Annotated in this window: 10 protein-coding genes; 9 read left to right on the top strand and 1 reads right to left on the bottom strand. The window is 43.0% G+C overall.

The window, feature by feature from the left end; genetic code table 11:
* The first annotated feature begins 126 nt into the window (after window positions 1-126).
* From NDI44_RS22715 to NDI44_RS22745, 7 genes are all read left to right on the top strand, one after another.
* Entirely contained in the window at window positions 127-2,154 is a 2,028-nt protein-coding gene (locus NDI44_RS22715; protein ID WP_277877694.1) for an AAA family ATPase, read from the top strand.
* Between the two features lie 120 nt (window positions 2,155-2,274).
* Complete coding sequence (locus NDI44_RS22720; protein ID WP_190415909.1) at window positions 2,275-3,114, top strand: hypothetical protein; 840 nt, start codon at window positions 2,275-2,277, stop codon at window positions 3,112-3,114.
* Window positions 3,115-3,153: 39 nt separating this feature from the next.
* Window positions 3,154-4,440 (top strand): ATP-binding protein, encoded by a 1,287-nt coding sequence (locus tag NDI44_RS22725; protein ID WP_242037206.1) that lies wholly within the window; start codon window positions 3,154-3,156, stop codon window positions 4,438-4,440.
* Window positions 4,441-4,610: 170 nt separating this feature from the next.
* Window positions 4,611-5,153, top strand: coding sequence for a hypothetical protein (locus NDI44_RS22730; protein WP_190415911.1), 543 nt, complete (start codon window positions 4,611-4,613; stop codon window positions 5,151-5,153).
* A 280-nt stretch (window positions 5,154-5,433) separates the two neighbouring features.
* The gene (locus NDI44_RS22735; protein ID WP_190415912.1) at window positions 5,434-7,362 is read left to right on the top strand and encodes a glycosyltransferase family 39 protein; all 1,929 of its coding nucleotides are present in this window, start codon (window positions 5,434-5,436) and stop codon (window positions 7,360-7,362) included.
* Between the two features lie 240 nt (window positions 7,363-7,602).
* A complete protein-coding gene (locus tag NDI44_RS22740) occupies window positions 7,603-8,856 on the top strand; it encodes a M23 family metallopeptidase (RefSeq protein WP_190415913.1) in 1,254 nt (417 codons plus the stop codon).
* A 115-nt stretch (window positions 8,857-8,971) separates the two neighbouring features.
* Window positions 8,972-9,898 (top strand): acyl-CoA desaturase, encoded by a 927-nt coding sequence (locus NDI44_RS22745; protein ID WP_190415914.1) that lies wholly within the window; start codon window positions 8,972-8,974, stop codon window positions 9,896-9,898.
* Between the two features lie 203 nt (window positions 9,899-10,101).
* Here NDI44_RS22745 and NDI44_RS22750 read toward each other — a convergent pair whose 3' ends face one another.
* Window positions 10,102-10,323 carry a hypothetical protein gene (locus tag NDI44_RS22750; RefSeq protein ID WP_190415915.1) on the bottom strand — a complete coding sequence of 74 codons (222 nt, stop codon included), beginning with the start codon at window positions 10,321-10,323 and terminating at the stop codon, window positions 10,102-10,104.
* Between the two features lie 188 nt (window positions 10,324-10,511).
* On the opposite strand from NDI44_RS22750, the gene NDI44_RS22755 reads away from it, so the two are divergent.
* Together NDI44_RS22755 and NDI44_RS22760 are read left to right on the top strand one after the other, a co-directional pair.
* On the top strand, window positions 10,512-11,792 hold the full coding sequence (locus NDI44_RS22755) for a class I SAM-dependent methyltransferase (RefSeq protein ID WP_190415916.1): 1,281 nt from the start codon (window positions 10,512-10,514) through the stop codon (window positions 11,790-11,792).
* Between the two features lie 400 nt (window positions 11,793-12,192).
* Window positions 12,193-19,254 (top strand): ATP-binding protein, encoded by a 7,062-nt coding sequence (locus NDI44_RS22760; protein WP_190415917.1) that lies wholly within the window; start codon window positions 12,193-12,195, stop codon window positions 19,252-19,254.
* Window positions 19,255-19,292: the final 38 nt, after the last annotated feature.

Consider the following 19,292-nt stretch of genomic DNA (forward strand, 5'->3'; position numbering starts at 1 on the left):
TTTCGGACAGCGATGTCTTTCCGTTTTATGGAGTGGGTGAACGCTAATCGAGATGTATTCTCAGCCTATAAAGCTGCTTTGGGTTTTATTTGGGCTTGAAATCTGTTTAAGTCCCGTTATGCTGCTTTGATTCAAGCTTTGCAAGAATTAATCCGACAACTATTAACGGAAAGTCAGGAACAAATAGTTTTTTGGAAGGAAAAGCTAGAAAAGGCTTTGGGAGCGCAAGGTAAGATTGTTATTGATGTTATACCCGAAGTCGAGCTAATTATTGGAGTTCAGCCAGAAGTTCCGCAACTAGAACCCAGTGAATCTCAAAATCGCTTCAACCGCGTGTTTCAACAGTTTATTCATGTTTTTACAAAGCCAGAACATCCGCTGGTTATTTTCTTAGATGACTTACAGTGGGTAGATTCAGCTTCTTTAAAATTAATCCAACTGCTGATGACTGAACCCGACAGTCAATATCTGTTAATGATTGGAGCCTATCGAGATAATGAAGTTAGTCAAAGTCATCCGTTGATGCTGGTTTTGGACGAACTTCAAAAAACAGAAGCAGTTGTCAATAACATTCTTCTTCGTCCTTTAAACATTGAAAATGTCTATCAATTAGTAGCTGATACCCTTCAAGAAACCCAAAGAGCGAAGGAAATCGCTGACATTGTCTTTCATAAAACTCAAGGAAATCCCTTCTTTCTAACACAACTGCTTCAGACTCTTCACTCCGAACGTTTTTTACATTTTGACTTTGTTGAAAGTCGCTGGCTCTGGAATCTTGAGCAGAGCCAAAGGATTGGGATTACAGATTATAACGTCGTCGAACTGGTTGCCAGAAATATCCAAAAATTGTCCGAAAAAACCCAGGAAGTCCTAAAATTAGCTGCTTGCATTGGAAACCAATTTACCTTAGAGGCCCTATCCATTGTCAATGAGCAATCTTTAATCAATACTGCTGACGATTTGTGGGAGGCGCTTCAGGCTGGTTTAGTTTTACCTTTGAGCAATACTTATAAAATCCCTCTATTTTTTGACCAATCAGAAAAAGGAGATTTACTGATTGAGGATATCAGGATTAGTTATAAATTTTTACATGATCGGGTGCAGCAAGCGGCTTATTCTTTAATTCTGGAAGAGCGGAAAAAATTAACTCACCTAAAAATTGGTCAGCAGTTGTTACATAAAACAGCTAAATATGCGCTGGAAGAGAATATTTTTGATATTGTTAACCAGCTAAATATCGGGGTAGAGTTGCTTTCTAACCAAGCAGACAAAGATGAACTTGCCCAACTCAATCTGATGGCTGGGAAAAAAGCCAATGCAGCATCGGCTTATGAAGCATCTGCCAGATACTTAACCGCAGGGCTAAGACTGCTTACTGAAAATAGCTGGCAAAGCCACTATGATTTGACGCTCACACTTCATCTTGAATCCGCGGAAGCAGAATACTTAAATATCAACTTTGAGCAGGCAGCTACTTTAGCTGGAGTTGCCCTAGAACAAGCTACAAGTTTAATCGACGAAGTAAAGGTAAACGAGCTACAAATCCAGATTTATATCTGTCAATTTCAGATGGTTAAAGCCGTCGATACAGGGCTACAAATTTTGGAACGGCTGGGAATTACTCTCGTAACGTTAACAAGTGACGAGAGTTTGGTAGTTGAGTTGCCCGGACTCGCGGACTTAGACAAGATTCCCCCAACGACAGCTTCGGATAAACTAGCCGGGTTGCGAATTTTAAAAACGATTTGTGCGCCTGTCTTCATGGCAAAGCCAGAGATTTTTCCGCAAATAATATTAACCATGATTAATATCTGCATTGAACATGGTAATTCGGCAATATCTGCTTTCGCTTATGGTCTTTATGGCTTGTTGTTGTCAGGGCTTGGAAAGATAGATGCTGGATATCATGCGGGTAAATTGGCATTGAAGCTTCTAGAACAATTTGATGCTAAAGAACGCAAGGCGAAAGTCTATAACTTGTTTAACGCCAATATTAGACCGTGGAAAGAACACGCTAAAAATAGTGTTGTTCACTTCCAACAAGGGCTTCAAAGCGGCTTGGAAACGGGAGATATTGAATGGGCGAGTTATTGTGGCGCTAACTTTTGCGGATATTTATATTTTACGGGCGATCGCTTAGATTCTATCGTGTAGCAACAAGCCCCTTACATTGAGGTACTTGTAAAGATAGACCTGCCTACGGGTATCCATTTTGCGAATATTTAGAGACGACTGGGATTAAATTTTCAAGGCAAAGCTGCGGATAAATTCCTATTGATTGGAGAAAGTTTTAATGAAGCCGAAACCTTGCCCCAGTTAATTGAATCGAAAGGTGGCACTGGCTTGTTTGTCGCCTATGTTGCCAAGACAATTCTTCTATATCAATTTAAAGATTACGAGGGCGCGATCGCTAACGCAGCTTTAGCCGCAGAGCAAGCTGGTTCTGCATTTGGTTTTATGCAGGTTGCCGTACTGAATTTCTACCATTCCTTGGCTCTTTTGGCTCATTATCCCCAAGTTAACGATACTGAGAAACAACAATACCTAAATACAGTAAATACCAATCAAGAAAATATGAAACATTGGGCGTATTATGCGCCAGTGAATTATCAACATAAGTACGATTTAGTAGAGGCAGAGAAGGCGCGGATATTAAAACAAACTTCTAGCGCGATGGAGTTGTATGAAATCAGCATTCAAAGAGCCAGACAGCAAGGATATATCCAAGAAGGAGCACTGGCTAATGAACTAGCGGCAGAGTTTTATTTCTCGCGCGGTAGAGAGAAGCTAGCTCAGTTTTATTTAACTGAAGCCTACTATACTTTTATTCGCTGGGGGGCAACGGGAAAATCTCAAGATTTGGAATCAAGATATTCTGAGTTTTTATCCCGGCTGCTACTTAGAGAAACGATTAGCATTGAGAGAACTTTGACGACGACCTATACAACAGTAACAGGTTCTGCTGCACTAGATTTGGCAGCAATTGTAAAAGCGTCAATTGCGATTTCATCAGAAATTGTTCTCGAACAATTCCTAGAAAAGTTGATCAATATTTTGGTTGAGACTGCCGGGGCGAGAAAAGGGATTGTTCTGCTAAAAGAAGCAAATCAATAGTTGCTATTTGCTAAAAAATTTTTGGGCAAACAAAGTTGTTTGGCTTTACCTTTAATTTCCCTTAAAAGTTGCGATGATTTACCGATTTCTTTAATTCAATACATCGAAAGAACTAAAGAAACGGTGGCTTTAGACTCCGCAACTACAGAAGGACTCTTTATCAATGACCCATACATTCTGAAAAACCAACCCAAGCCCATCTTAGGGTTGCCTATCTTTCACAAAAGACAGTTGACGGGAATTTTTTACTTAGAAAATGACTTAACTAAAGGAGCTTTTACCTCAGAACGCTTAGAAGTTTTAAAAGTATTGATATCCCAAGTCGCTATTTCAATAGAGAATGCCCAACTTTACAAAAACCTGCAAGGTTACTCTCACGCACTGGAAATTAAGAATAGCGATTTATCACAAAAAAGCCAGGAACTAGAACAAGCCCTTCACCAGTTACAACAAACTCAGACTCAATTAGTTCAAACCGAAAAAATATCTAGCCTGGGACAACTGGTGGCGGGGGTAGCCCATGAAGTAAATAATCCTGTTGGGTTCATTTCCGGTAATCTGCATCATGCTTCTGGGTATGTACACGATTTAATTAACTTAGTTAATCTTTATCAGCAACATTTTCCCGATCCACCTGCCGAGATTGAAGAGGAAGCTGAGACAATCGAGCTGGATTATCTGATGGAAGATTTGCCCAAATTTCTCACTTCGATGCAAGTGGGGACTGACCGAATTCGAGAGATCATGCAGTCTTTACGCAACTTCTCGCGGGTTGACGAAGCAATCGGAAAGCCTGCGGACATTCAGGCTGGGTTAGAAAGCACGTTGATAATTCTACAGCATCGTCTAAAAGCGAGCGCGGAGCGTCCGGCAATTGAGCTGGTGAAAGAGTATGGTGAGTTGCCGTTAGTGGAATGTTACGCCGGACAACTTAACCAGGTGTTTATGAATATTATGGCGAATGTAATTGATGCAATCGATGAGGTAATGAGTAAGAAGATACGGGGAATCGATAATCGACCCGAAAGTGCGAATTACCCCTTGCCAAAGATTCGGATTCACACGGAAGTAATTAATGGTGAGAAAGTAGCGATTCAGATTGCTGACAATGGACCGGGAATGCCGGAAAAAGTTCGGCAACGTCTGTTTGAACCCTTCTTTACAACGAAGCCGGTAGGCAAGGGGACGGGGCTAGGTTTATCCATTAGCTATCAGATTGTCGTAGATAAACATGGTGGGCAATTGAGCTGTGTCTCAGCGCCAGGAGAAGGGACGAAGTTTATGATTGAGATTCCGCTCAGGACAGCCCTCTCAAAAGTGTTATAGGGGCGGAAAACGCCCAAAGCTTAAGTGCCTAGAAGCGTCACCCAAGATTCTTGTTTTGTAGCGTAGATGAAAAATGGCGATGGGAGCGATCACTCACGCGAGGAGTCCATCTTTGGCGGAGCTTTTTGCCATTAAGGACGGTAAACTCCTGAAAGACTATCCAAAAGCTTATGATTTTAAAGGTTTACCCTGGGTTTCTGATTGCTGTGCTTTTAGGACTCATCGGGTTAGGACTGGGACTGCTTCAGGAGCGGGTGGAACTCAATTGGGCAAAGTTAGATGCTTCGTTGCTCTCAAAAACGAATGCTTCACTGCGGGAAAATCCTCCCGGCGCGGGAAAGTTGCCGAACTCTACACCAGTTGCCTCACCCACAGACGATCGACAAATCCCGCTCATTACGACTCGTCAAGGGCCTTTACGGGTGACGAATCAAACGGAGTATCCCCTGCGGCTGGCGTTGCTGACTTATCAGCCACCAACGACATCTTATGGAGAGCCAGCACACTGGGATTTTGCCCCAGGAGAAGGGGGGAGCCAGGGCGTGACCTTATCTTTGCCTGGAGGGGATTTGCAGCTAAAAAAGGGGGATATTTTGGTGGCATTTGCCCAAGATGGTTCCCGCCGGTATTGGGGACCGTATGTTGTGGGTGAGACGCCTCTGCCTGTCTGGAATGCTCAGGTGTCGGAATGGCAACTGGTTTTGCAATCTTAGGTCGTAGATAGTCGGGGGTCATTCGTTTATAGTCAGCAGTTAGAAGTCAGTTGTTTTTTCTTCTCTACGGACGAATTACCCATGACTTCTTATCAATTACCCATTCACCAATGACAATTTAGGGAACTCATAGGTTTTGCCAGAGTCAGGAAGTGCTGCTGGGTAGGTGGGAGTCATGACATCTTGCAATGGGTGCGCTGGCGTCGCATTTCCAGCTAGATTAAGGTCTGGGAAAATGCCTTTTGAGGTTGCCCATTACTGACGGACGGTTCGGGGGTTCATGAAATTTAGGGTTGAGCGAACGGTTAGAAGTTGGTGGAAATCTTGGGAGAAGCATCCCAGCGTGCTGGTGAGTCTATCGATTCTGTGGGTGCTAGTGGTTTGCTGGCTGGCTTTTGTGTGGAATTTAGGGAATATCGGTCTGGTTGATGAAACTGAGCCGCTGTTTGCTGAAGCTGCCCGCCAGATGACGGTGACGGGAGATTGGATTACACCGTATTTTAACGGGGAGACGCGCTTTGATAAGCCGCCGTTAGTTTACTGGCTGATGGCGATCGCTTATAAACTGATTGGCGTCAATGAATGGGCGGTGCGATTGCCTTCGGCGCTGTCTGCGATCGCTGTGACGGGATTAGGCTTCTATACGTTGCGCTACTATGGGCTTCCTTCTCCGAGTGCGGTGACGGGGCAAGCTAGGGATGGGATGATAACGCAGCGTCAGTTGTGGCTATCGGCTTTGCTGGGTGCAGCGGCGATCGCTCTAAATCCAGAAATGATTGTCTGGGGACGCACAGGCGTCTCTGATATGCTGCTAACCGGCTGCGTGGGTTGTGCGCTACTTTCTTTTTTTCTTGGCTATGTCAACACCAACCAACCCGCGATCCAAACTCGTTGGTATCTCGCTTTCTACGTGCTAGTTGCCTTGGCAATCTTGACGAAAGGGCCGGTCGGCATTGTCTTACCCGTTCTGATTATTGGGGCTTTTCTACTTTACCTGGGCAAGGCTCAGGAAGTGTTGCGGGAGATGTTTCCGATTCGGGGCTTGGCACTGGTGTTGGTTTTGGCAGTGCCTTGGTATGTTTTGGTGATTTTGCGGAACGGCGAAAACTACGTTAATAAGTTTTTTGGTTATCACAACTTGGAACGCTTCACAGGCGTTGTTAATCACCACTGGGCACCCTGGTATTTTTACTTCCTAGTGGTGCTGCTGGGTTTTGCGCCTTGGTCGATTTATTTGCCGGTAGCGATCGCCCGTCTCCGCTTTTGGCAGCGCAGCAAATGGCGGAACTCCCCCCGTTCCACTCATTTAGGTTTATTTGCTCTATTTTGGTTTGCCGGGATCTTTGGCTTCTTCACCGTTGCGGTGACAAAACTCCCCAGCTATGTGCTGCCTTTAATGCCAGCAGCAGGAATTTTGGTGGCACTTTTGTTCAGCGACCAATTGAGGACTGGGGTGAAAGGACTGAGAACTGAGGAAGAAGTCGGTAGTTCAGAATTAGCAGTTAACCAGCCGGAAGGAGAATTCCCCACTCAGTCCTCAGTCCTCAGTCCTCAGCCCTCATTCCTCCGTCCTTTGTTTTGGAGTGGCGTTGTCAATGTGGTGTTTTTATCAGTTCTGGCAGGTGCGCTTCTATACAGCCCAAACTTCTTAGGATATGACCCTGCCGTGCCCGATCTGCGCCAAATGGTTCAACGATCTGGTTTGACGGTGTGGGGAGGCATCATCTGGGGAGCAACCGCTATTTGGACAGGGTGGTTGCTGCTGAAACGACGGCGGTGGCGTTGGCTGTGGACTTCAAATCTAATCGGATTTATGGCTTTTATCATCTTTGTGGTAACGCCTGCCTACTTCATGATGGATCGAGCACGTCAGATGCCGCTGCGGGAATTATCGGCACGGATCGCCCAAGTCCAGCAGCCAGGAGAAGCCATATTAATGATTGGTTTCAAAAAACCGAGTGTCGTATTTTACACGCAGCGCCCGGTGAATTACTTTGCCAAAGTTAGCTCGGCAATGGAATACATTGAAGCGATCGCGGCGACTCAACCCAAGCCACCTTCGGTATTGATTTTGACTGAGCCTAAATATTTAGAGAACACAAAAATACAGCCCAAGGAGTACCAAAATTTAGGCAAAGCCGGTGCTTATCAACTCATTCGGTTGTCAAAACAAATCGTCGCCAGTGTCCAGCATCGACACTCTAGCTAAATGCTAAATTGTTAAACTGCCGCAGCTTGCAGTCATATCAAGCCTGGATAATTGCCCGTGATTAGAACACCTCACGCGCAATCCCTCTGTCTTTTCGCTTAGGGGTTGGGGGTGGAGAGGGCAGGAAATGCAGTGGTTCGGCAATGCTTGTTCGGCAAGCCGACTGGAATATTAGGTGAATAAAATTTCTGGTGGCATCATGATGAAATTCGGCGTTTTGGCACGACTGAGTTTGAAAGGATGAAAGCACCATCTTCAGGAAAAAGGAAAAATTTTTGGCATCAGTGCCGATTGCCGGTTGTTGGTAGCCTAATTTGTAGCCTAATTTTCCTTTGGCTTTTGCTAGCGATGCCGGTGCTCGCTGAAGATTTACCATCGCCGTCACCCGTCACAATAGAAACGCTGCGACAGATGCAGCAACAACTAGATCGGCAGCGGTCTAATTATTCTAAAGAACGCGATCGCTTATCAAAACTCCAAAAAGCCGCGAAGGGACAACTCAGTGGCTTGCAGCAAAACCTGGAATTAACGGGTACCCAGCTTAATGACTATCAGTACCAATTACAACGAGCCACTCAGGAATTAAAGACGTTGCAAGAGGATCTGGCGATCGCGGAACGCTCTTATCAACAAAAGCAAGCCGCCACAGTTGCCCGTTTGCGTTTCCTGCAACGCCAGCAACTCTCTCACCAAGGATGGGGAATCCTGCTTTCTAGCCAAAATCTCAGTCAATTTTCCGACCGGCGTCGCCAGATCAAATTGGTGTTTCAAGCCGACCAACAAATCTTGAAAAACTTGAAGGCGGAAGCTGACCAAATCGATCGCCAAAAAACCGAGATCGAACAGCAGAAAAACCAAATTGCTCTGATTACCCAGCAATTGCTGGCACAAAAAGCCGAATTTGAAGCTCAGACACAGGCTCAGCAGCAGCTCATTCAACGCTTGAATACTAACCGGCAAGCCTTAGAAGCAGCCGAGAACGTTTTAGCCGAGGATTCCGCAGGGATTAGCACTCTCATTCAAAAACGAGTTGCAGAAGCGAAGGCAAAAAGAGAAAGAGAAGCAGCAGCGAGCAAAGCCATTCTTCGCGGTCGCGACATTATTCGCGGATCGGGTATTTTCAGCTACCCCAGCGATGCGGGAATTACAAGCAATTTTGGTTGGCGAGTCCACCCGATTCTGGGCTACCGCCGTTTCCATTCTGGTCTTGACTTTGGGGGAAGTTATGGCAGCACGATCCGCGCCGCCAACAGCGGAGAGGTAATTTTTGCCGGATGGTATGGAGGTTACGGGAAGGCGGTAATCATCGACCACGGCAATGGCATCACTACCTTATATGGTCACGCCAGCGAAATCTATGTTTCGGAAGGACAATCTGTAAACCGAGCCGATGCAATCGCGGCGGTTGGTTCTACTGGCTTTTCTACGGGACCCCATCTCCATTTTGAGGTGCGTAAAAATGGCACACCTGTAGACCCGATTACCTTCCTTTAGGCTCATGAAAACTGACTCGTATCAGCCCTAAACTGGACAATTATCCGGGAATTTAACGGCAAACAATCAGATATTCTTAGTTTTATTGCGCGAGTAGTCTATTTCAACCAAACAAGTGTCAATCTCTTTCTCGAATCCTTCTAAAATCAGCAATTTTCAGAAAACACTGAATGTCATCGTCGTCGCCATGCCTGTGGTGGGATTTATCGCGGCGACCCTGGCTATCATCTTCTGGGAACGTGGGGTCCAGCCGCTGGATCTGAGCCTACTCGTAGGAATGTATGCCTTGACTTTCTTTGGCATCACTGTGGGGTATCACAGGTTTTTCACCCATCGTGCCTTTCAGGCAGGGGCATTTGTACGGGCTTTTTTAGCGATCGCTGGCTGCATGGCAGGTCAAGGCCCAGTCGCCAGCTGGGTGAGCCACCATCGCTGTCATCACCTCTACTCAGATACTCAACAAGACTTCCACTCACCAAATATTCACGGAGAAGGGTTTTGGGGAGTTGTTCAAGGCTTTTGGCACGCCCATACTGGCTGGCTGCTAAACGTCGATTGGACGCCCCCATACCCCTATGTCTCGGATCTCAATCGTGACAAAGTTGTCCAAAAAATCGACCAGCTCTACATCCTTTGGGTGCTACTTTCTCTGTTAATTCCGACGCTTCTGGGTGGAGTCTTAACCGGGTCGTGGTCGGGAGCATTGAGAGGCTTAATCTGGGGTGGAGGTATCCGGATTTTCCTCTTGCACCAGTTTACTTTTAGCGTCAACTCAGTCTGCCACCTTTGGGGAAAACGCCAATTTCCCACAGAAGATCAAAGTAAGAACAATCTTTTCGTCGCCATCATGACCCTCGGTGAAGGATGGCACAATAACCACCATGCTTTCCAGCACTCGGCAAGGTTTGGACTCAGATGGTGGCAACTTGATTTCGGTTGGTTGGGTATCCTCGCCCTCAATCGCTTAGGGCTTGTCTGGAATGTCAAAGTTCCATCCTCAAGCGAAATCGAACTGAAAAGCATCACTTCTTCAGTTGGATAGTAGGTGAATTTGACCCATTAGTCGCTGAAAGCATCTCATTTTGATATAAAACGCCTGGACTAACTCAAAAATGTTGTTAGGCGTTGTTAGAAAGCGTTAAACCCTGATATCCGAAAATTTCCTAGGGGCACGGCATTGCCGTGCCCCTACTTTTAGTGGAGATTACCTGCCTCTACAAATTAGGTTTATAGGAGTTTTCACTCTTAGTGCAATATAAAGAACCTCACCCGCAACCCCTCTCCGTTCACGGAGAGGGAATATTGAATCCCTCCCGGAAAAGCGGGCAGGAGTTGGGGTGGGGTTAAACCATACTGTATCCAATAGAGAATTGCTAGATTTTCTACCGCCATGTTTATGCAACTTTGGCGAATCTGCGATCGCGCAGTCGTCTCGCCTGCGATTAGACAAGTGTAGAAAAATTTCACGCGCTGTTAGTGATTAATGGTTATTCCTCTGTAGATATGAATGGTGCTGAGTTGAAAACTCATCATTAGTACCATTTCGGCGTTGTTGCTCTACATCGTCAGGCTAAGGTTGCCTCACCGTTGGGTGAGAGCAAATCCAAAATCCCCAATTGCTACTGACACATAACCATTAACACGCTAAATCAACTATGTCATATTCTTCTGTTCCTACCGGCATCCGAGATATCTTGAGCGAACGGTTTTCTCTACTGCCTCTGAAATTCTGCATCGATTGCTGGGGGACAGACAAGATAATGACCAATGAAACTTTTGATGACTCGCTTCCTCAACTCACTTTGCAGATTCATCATCCCGGAGTCATCCGGACGCTAATTCTGAGTCAAGATCCTTTGGTTCTAGCGGAAGCTTACCTTCGGGGCTTTTTAGACTTTACAGGTAACATCGACGATCTGATGCTCTTAGAAGCGCTTTCCTTTTCCCAATGCGATCGCAGCAAAGCAATCAAAGCTTGGATGGAAGCACTGAGTCTACCCCAATTGCCTTTATCGCAGCCAGAGAAATCACCTTGGCAGAAATTGATCGCTCATAGTCGCGATCGCGACTTGGCAGTTGTTCAATATCACTATGATGTCGGCAATGATTTTTACCGTCTTTGGCTCGATCCTTTACTCGTCTATTCTTGTGCCTATTTTGAACATCCTCAGATGAGCCTGCAAGAAGCTCAGCAGGCAAAGCTTGATTTGATCTGCCGTAAACTCCAATTAAAACCCGGTGAATATTTATTAGATATTGGCTGTGGCTGGGGAGCTTTGCTACGCTGGGCTGTAACTCATTACGGAGTGAAGGGATATGGTATTACTCTGAGTAAAGAGCAGCTGGCTTTTAACCAACAAGCGATCGCCAAAGAAGATTTGGACACCCAGCTAAAAGTCGAGCTTCTCGACTATCGCAACTTACCCCAAACGCCAACCTTTGACAAAATTGTTTCAGTTGGGATGGTTGAACACGTAGGAATTAAAAACTACCCCATTTATTTTCAGAGTGCCTTATCTACCTTGAAGCCTGGGGGTTTGTTTCTCAATCACGGCATCACCGCCTCAGAAAAATGGGACGGTTCCAGCCTCAACGAGCGCTTTGTTCAACGTTATATCTTCCCAGACGGAGAGCTGTCCAGGTTGTCCGATTCTTTAGCTGTCGCTGAAGAGACGGGATGGGAGATTGTCGATGTTGATGCTTGGCGGATGCATTACGCCAAAACAATGCGCTGTTGGGCAGCTAATTTGGATGCAGTGATGGAGAAAGCGATCGCCCTCAGCAGCGAACGTAAAGTCCGATTATGGCGGCTCTATCTCATCGGTTTCGCTCTTGCCTTTGAACAGAACCACATGGGGCTTTATCAAGTCCTATTGCGGCGACGAGCAGATAAAGCGTGGAAATTGCCGTTTACCCGTAAAGATTGGTTATATTAAGAGTTTTAATATTGCTTGTTTCTACTACAGAGTGATGCCACAGCCGTCACTCTGTACAATCAGAATACTCACGGCCTTGGTAGACCACTATGCCCAGAAAACAGCAAAGCTGGATTGTTTTTCAGGCATCAAGAGCAGAATCAGCGATTCTGACGCTGTGTTGCCAGCAGATTGAACATTTAAATACAGAAGTTCTTACACTGATTCCCCGTTTAAATTTAGTCTGCGTCATTACTTTTGTGGCTAACCTTATACCAAAGATAGGCTGACAGCAACATTTGTAGCCAGATTATTAACTTTGCACTTTGGCGAACGATTACTGTATAAATACCCTGGCATATTCCTGACCAGTCGAACACTGTATTTGACTCTAGTTACCAATTGAGACACAAACCAAATTATGCTAAAAATTCCAGGTTATACAATCACATCAAAAATTTACGAGGGAACAAAAACCGTTGTTTATCGAGGATATCGCCATCATGATGAGCAACCTGTTATTGTTAAGAGTCTTTGGCAAGAGTATCCAGCTCTCACGGAAATTGCCAAGCTTAAACATCAATATGAAATTGCTTATAACTTACCTATCCCAGGAATTGTTAAACCTTTAGAACTAGAAAAATATAATCAATATTGGTTTTTAATCTTGGAAGATTTTGGAGGAGATTCACTACAAAATTTTCTCTTAAAAAACAAAATTAATTTAAAAAGAAATATTCAAATAGTTATTAATGTTTCAGAAACAATTAGTCAACTCCATCAAAATAACATTATTCATAAGGATATTAAGCCTCAAAATATCCTTATTAATCCGGAAACGGGATTGGTAAAAATTACCGATTTTAGCATTGCCTCGCGTCTGTCCAGAGAAAACCAGATGATTGGCAACCCCAATTTGCTAGAAGGCACCCTTGCATACATATCACCAGAGCAAACGGGGAGAATGAATCGCTCAATTGATTATCGTACCGACTTTTATTCCTTAGGTGTCACCTTTTACGAAATGCTAACTGGAAGGGTGCCTTTTCAATCTAACGATCCGATGGAGTTAGTTCACTGCCATATTGCCAGCCTTCCAATTCCACCCAATCATCTGAATCCAAACATTCCACCAGCGGTGTCTGACATCGTAATGAAATTATTATCTAAAAATGCTGAAGATCGCTATCAAAGTGCCTTTGGACTCAAGGCCGATCTAGAGACTTGTCTAACCCATCTAGAAAGTACAGGGAAAATTAGCGATTTCCCACTCGGTAGACACGATATCTCTGATAAATTTCAAATCCCCCAAAAACTTTATGGTCGAGACTCTGAAATTGCTTCTCTAATGGCAGCTTTTGAAAGAGTCAGCCTTGGCTCGACTGAAATGATGCTAGTTTCAGGATTCTCTGGAATTGGTAAATCAGCTTTAGTTAATGAAATTCATAAACCAATTGTACGGCAAAGAGGCTATTTTATTTCCGGCAAGTTTGACCAATTTAAACGGAATATTCCCTATGCTTCCTTAATTCAAGCTTTTCAAGAATTAGTTCGACAACTTTTAACAGAAACCCAAGAAAAAATAGACTTTTGGAAAACACAACTATTAGAATCTCTAGGTTGCAACGGTCAAGTCATTATTGATGTAATTCCAGAAGTGGAACTCATTATCGGCAAACAGCCACCAGTTCCGGAACTTGCTCCGACAGAAGCCCAAAATCGATTAAATTTAGTTTTTCAAAAGTTTCTCAGTGTTTTTACGACAAAAGACCATCCCCTAGTCTTATTTCTAGATGACTTACAATGGGCCGATTCAGCCTCATTAAAATTAATTTATCTGCTAATGACCGATCCGGATAGTAAATACTTACTCATGATTGGGGCTTACCGAAATAATGAAGTGAGTGCAACTCATCCTTTAATGCTGACATTGGACGAACTGAAAAAGAGCGATATTGCAGTAAATAATATCTCTCTTAACTCTTTAGTTATTAATAATGTTAATTCACTGATTGCCGACACATTTAAATCTGAATCAACAAAAACAAATTCTTTGGCAAAGTTGGTTTTTAATAAAACTAATGGTAATCCCTTCTTTTTAACTCAGTTTTTAAAATCTCTTTATGAAGAAAATTTGTTTAACTTTAACTTAAAACAGGGATGTTGGCAGTGGGATCTTAAAAAAATTCGAGGAATGCAAATCACGGATAATGTAGTTGAGTTAATGGTGATAAAAGTTAAAAAGCTGTCTGAGTCTACTCAGAAATCCCTAAAACTTGCAGCTTGTATTGGCAACGAATTCAATTTAAAAGTTTTATCGATTGTTAATGAAAAGTCTCAGGTAGAAACTTCTGTTGAACTTAGGGAAGCCCTTAAGGAAGGACTGATTATACCCATTGGGAATGCATATAAATACGTTCAAGATTATACAGAAGATACTTTAAATGCTTCTCTCAATAATGATTTAGCTGTTGCCTACAAATTTCTGCATGACCGCGTACAGCAGGCAGTTTATTCCTTAATCCCAGAAACTGATAAACAACAGGTTCATCTCAAAGTAGGTCAGCTATTACTTAAAAATACAGATCGAGAAGAACTAGAAGATAAAATTTTTGATATAGTTAATCAGCTTAATTGCGGCAAAGATATCATAACTAATCAAGAGGAAAGATATGAACTAGCAAATTTAAATTTAACTGCTGGTAAAAAAGCAAAGCTATCTACAGCTTTTGAACCGGCATTAAAATATATAACTGCTGGAATCGAACTGCTTTCCGAGAAAGACTGGGAATTCCAGTATCCGTTAATACTATCTCTTTATAAAGAACGCGCAGAATGCGAATACTTGAACGGAAATATTGATGAATGTGAAAAGTTTTTTGAAATTATTTTAAGTAAAGCCGCGTCTAATTTAGAAAAAGCAAGTGTATATATTATGAAAATCATCATATATACAACTAACTTGATGAAAACTAAAGAAGCGATTGAAATCGGTAAAGTAGGATTGAGGTTATTTGGTATCTCTCTCCCCGATGGTGAAAAGGAACTAAGGAAGCTAATAGAATGTGAGACCCAAAAGGTTAAAGCTAATCTGGCAGGGAGAGAGGTTAAAGATTTGATTGATGCGCCAGATATGACCGATTTGGAGAAAGTAGCTGCTACCAAGATTCTTATAAATATGACTCCGCCTGCCCGATTTATTGGGAAGCATATATTTGATTCAATAATGTTAAAAATGGTGAATATATCTTTAAAATATGGCAATTCAAATGTTACTTCTTTTGCCTATATGTCCTATGGATGGACTCTGGCAGGAAGAGATGAGTTTGAATCAGCTTATCAATATGGTGAATTAGCCTTAAAAGTGAATGAAAAATTTAATAATATAACTTTCAAATGTAAACTCAACATGATTTTTGGTTCGTATATTAGTCATTGGAAAAATCATTTGAGGACAGAGTGTGAGGGATATCTAAAAAATGGTTTTCAGGACGGAATTGAAATTGGCGATTTTCAATGGGCTACTTATTCAGCTTACTATCGAGCTGTTAAATTAACATTTAAAGGAGATAATTTGGATGAAGTTTATCAAGAATCCCAAAAATATTTAGAGTTTACCTCAAAAAAGAAAATACGCTCTTTTATTGATATGTTTTTAGTTATCCAAAAGTTTGTTTTAAGTTTAAAAGGAGAAACAGAACAAAAAACAAGTTTTAACGATAATAATTTTAAAGAGGAAGAGCATTGGGATGAATTGAAAAAAGTTCCAGCTCTTTATGTTACTTATTGTATTTTAAAGGCTCAAATACTTTATTTATACGAGGAATATGATGATGCGATGAAAGCGATCGCAGAAGGGGAAACACTGATCTCGATTCCCTTTGCGACCATCATGATACCGGAACATTATTTTTATTCTACTTTAATTCAAACAGCTCTTTATCCTACTTTGCTGGAAGCAGAGAAAGAGCAGGCAATGGAAAATCTATTGATAAATCTAGAAAAGATGAGGAAGTGGTCTGAAGCTTGCCCAGACAACTTTTTGCACAAATATTTACTAATGTCCGCTGAAATAGCGCGAATTACCGGCAAAGAGGGGGAGGCTTTGGATTTATATGAAAAGTCAATTAACTCAGCTCGAGAAAATGATTATATCCAGAACGAAGCGATAGCCAATGAACTAGCGGCAAAGTTCTTTCTCGGTAAAAGATACACTGTGCTGGCAAAAGCCCATATTCTGGAAGCTCACTATGGCTATCTTAAATGGGGCGCGATCGCTAAAGTGAATCATGTGGAAGAAAAATATCCGCAGTTCTTTTCCGGAGTATCTGTAACCGGCAAAGCTGGGGGTGTGAGCAACATAATTTCTTCTAGTACTGGCAGCGATTCGGGATTGTTGGATGTAACGACAGTCGTGAAAGCCAGCCAAACCTTAGCGAGTGAGATCGTTTTAGACAAGTTGTTAGAAAAGTTGATGAAAATTGTGATTGAGAATGCTGGAGCGCAGAAAGGCTTTCTCATTCTGGAAGAATCAGGCAACTTAGCGATCGCTGCTGAGGGAGAAGTTGATCGGGCTGAGGTAACTGTTCTCCAATTTATTCCCGTAGAATCCAGTCAGAAGGTTTCTCCTGCTATTGTCAATTATGTAAAAAGAACGAAGAATAATTTAGTTTTAAACGATGCCACTAACCAAGGCTTATTTAAATCAGATTCTTACGTTTTACAATATCAGCCTAAATCTATATTATGTCTTCCCATTATTAAGCAAACGCATCTAATTGGTCTGCTTTATCTTGAAAACAATCTGACGACTAATGCTTTTACACCTGACCGATTGAAAGTTTTGGAAATGCTGTCTTCTCAAATTGCTATCTCTCTAGAGAATGCCAAACTCTATGATGAGATGACAGCATTAAATGCTGACCTCAAGCAAGAAATTGACGAGCGCAAGCAGGCAGAAAATCGCTTACGCGAAAGCGAAGAGCGATTTCGATTGATTGCCGAAACTACTCCGGTTCCTCTACTGATAAGTCGTGTATCTGACAGCCAAATTCTGTATGCGAATATGGCGTGTAGCTCAACTTTGGGTCTATCCACGCAAGAATTGATAGATCGTCAGGCACAAGAATTTCATTACGATCCTGAGGCTCGAAAAGAGTTGCTGAAGATACTGGCTAAAAATGGGTACGTCCGCAACTACGAATTTCAGGCGAAAAAGGTAGATGGAACGCCATTTTGGATTAATTTATCCATTCAGCCAATCGCATTCAACGGCGAGCAAGCAATGCTGAGTGGATTCCAAGACATTACCGAACGCAAACGGATGGAGGAGTTAAAAGACGAGTTTCTGGCAAATACCTCCCACGAACTCCGCACCCCGCTTAATGGCATCATTGGCATTACCGAATCTTTGATAGATGGTGTAACGGGGCATTTGCCTGAGAAGACAATTTATAATCTATCGATGGTAGTATCGAGCGCTCACCGGCTATCCAATTTGATCAACGATATCCTTGATTTTTCTAAACTGAAACATGGAAATCTACCACTTAAAATCAAGCCGGTGGGAATGAGAGAAATTACCAACGTAGTGCTGACTCTCAGCCAGCCTCTAATTGGTAAGAAATCTTTGCAACTGCTCAATAAAATTTCTCCCAATACACCGTCTGTTAATGCTGATGAAGATCGGGTGCAACAAATTCTCTACAACCTGGTCGGAAATGCTATTAAATTTACTGATTCTGGTGTAGTAGAAGTGTCGGCATCTGTGGTCGAGGAGGAGCAGAAGGAAGATTCTTCTAACGCTGAATATTTACCTTATCTAGCGATTACCGTTGCCGATACGGGAATTGGTATTCCCCCAGAGAAATTTGGCAAAATCTTTGAATCTTTTGAACAAGCTGATGGCTCAACAGCAAGAATTTATGGAGGGACTGGTCTTGGTCTGGCGATTACTAAAAAGCTAGTGGAATTGCACAATGGGGAAATTTGCGTAGAATCTCAAATGGGCGTTGGTTCCCAATTTACGTTTACCCTACCCCTCTCGAAAGAGGTGAAGGTTGAAGAATTGAAGGTTGAAGAAAGGTTTAAGTTTAAAGAATTGAAACCTCGACTTGGAAACCTGCAACCTGCTAAACAGCAATTTGCAACCCAAAGTGGCGACATCAAGATTTTGATAGTGGATGATGAGCCAGTTAACGTGCAGGTGCTGGTCAACTATCTATCGGAGCAAAACTATTCCTTAACTCAAGCCTTTAATGGCATAGAAGCATTGGCAGCGATCGCGCAGGGGTTAAGACCTGACATCATTTTATTGGATGTAATGATGCCGCGCATGACTGGCTATGAAGTTTGCAAGAAAATTCGCGAACAGTATTCGCTGAACGAACTTCCCATTTTGATGTTAACTGCCAAAAATCAAGTATCAGACCTAGTAGAAGGATTTAAGTCTGGTGCCAACGATTATCTCATTAAACCAATCTCGAAAAATGAACTTCTAGCACGCATCAACCTTCATCTTCAGTTATCTAATCTGGAGGCGCTGCGGCAAGCAGAAGCGCGAGAACGAGAGAAAGCACAACAGCTAGAACTCACTTTAAGCGCATTGCAACGCACCCAAGCCCAGCTGATTCAGGCAGAAAAAATGTCTAGTATTGGGCAACTGGTGGCGGGAGTAGCCCATGAAATTAACAACCCAGTCAATTTTATTTACGGCAATCTTGCCCCTACAAATGACTATGCGCGAGACTTGCTCAATCTTATACAGATGTATGAGCAGTTTTACCCCAATCCAGTTCCAGAAATTCAGCGAGAGATGGAGACAATTGAATTGGAATATTTGAAAGAAGACTTCCCGAAAATCTTATCTTCTATGCAGGTAGGAGCCGAACGTATCCAATCTATTGTGCTGTCATTGAGAAACTTCTCGCGCTTGGATGAAGCAGAAATGAAGCCAGTAGATATTCATTCAGGCATTGAATCTACCTTGTTAATTTTGCAGCATCGGCTCAAACCCCAGAAAAACCGATTGGGGATTGAGGTGGTTAAAGAATTTGCTCGCCTGCCTAAAGTGGCCTGTTATGCGGGTCAGTTGAATCAGGTATTTATGAATATTCTCAGTAATGCAATCGATGCCTTAGAAGAGTTTTGTGGTTTATCGTTCGCGGGTCATGACCATGAACAATCAACCATGAATCATGAACAATCACCTACGATTTGGATTCGCACCTCTGTTGTAGAGGAGGATCGGGTTGCAATCCGGATTGGGAATAATGGGCCTAGCATGACAGAGGAAGTGCAAAAGAAGATATTTGACCCCTTCTTTACGACGAAGCCGGTGGGAGCTGGCACTGGCTTGGGATTGTCTATCAGCTACTCGATTGTGGTGGAACGTCACGGGGGACAGATTCGCTGTATTTCGTCACCCTTACAGGGCGTAGAGTTTATTATAGAGATTCCGATTCAGCAGCAAAAAAAAGGCTGATATAGACCAGGAGCAATCAAAATGAAGGCTTCTGGCGT

Source organism: Trichocoleus sp. DQ-A3 (assembly GCF_039961975.1).
Classification (GTDB): Bacteria; Cyanobacteriota; Cyanobacteriia; order Cyanobacteriales; family FACHB-T130; genus FACHB-T130.

What these genes read in the sequence shown, in the direction of transcription:
- NDI44_RS22730 (WP_190415911.1), top strand. Translation starts at nt 4,611, where the DNA reads ATGATTTTAAAGGTTTACCCTGGGTTTCTGATTGCTGTGCTTTTAGGA.
- NDI44_RS22760 (WP_190415917.1), top strand. Translation starts at nt 12,193, where the DNA reads ATGCTAAAAATTCCAGGTTATACAATCACATCAAAAATTTACGAGGGA.
- NDI44_RS22735 (WP_190415912.1), top strand. Translation starts at nt 5,434, where the DNA reads ATGAAATTTAGGGTTGAGCGAACGGTTAGAAGTTGGTGGAAATCTTGG.
- NDI44_RS22740 (WP_190415913.1), top strand. Translation starts at nt 7,603, where the DNA reads ATGAAAGCACCATCTTCAGGAAAAAGGAAAAATTTTTGGCATCAGTGC.
- NDI44_RS22755 (WP_190415916.1), top strand. Translation starts at nt 10,512, where the DNA reads ATGTCATATTCTTCTGTTCCTACCGGCATCCGAGATATCTTGAGCGAA.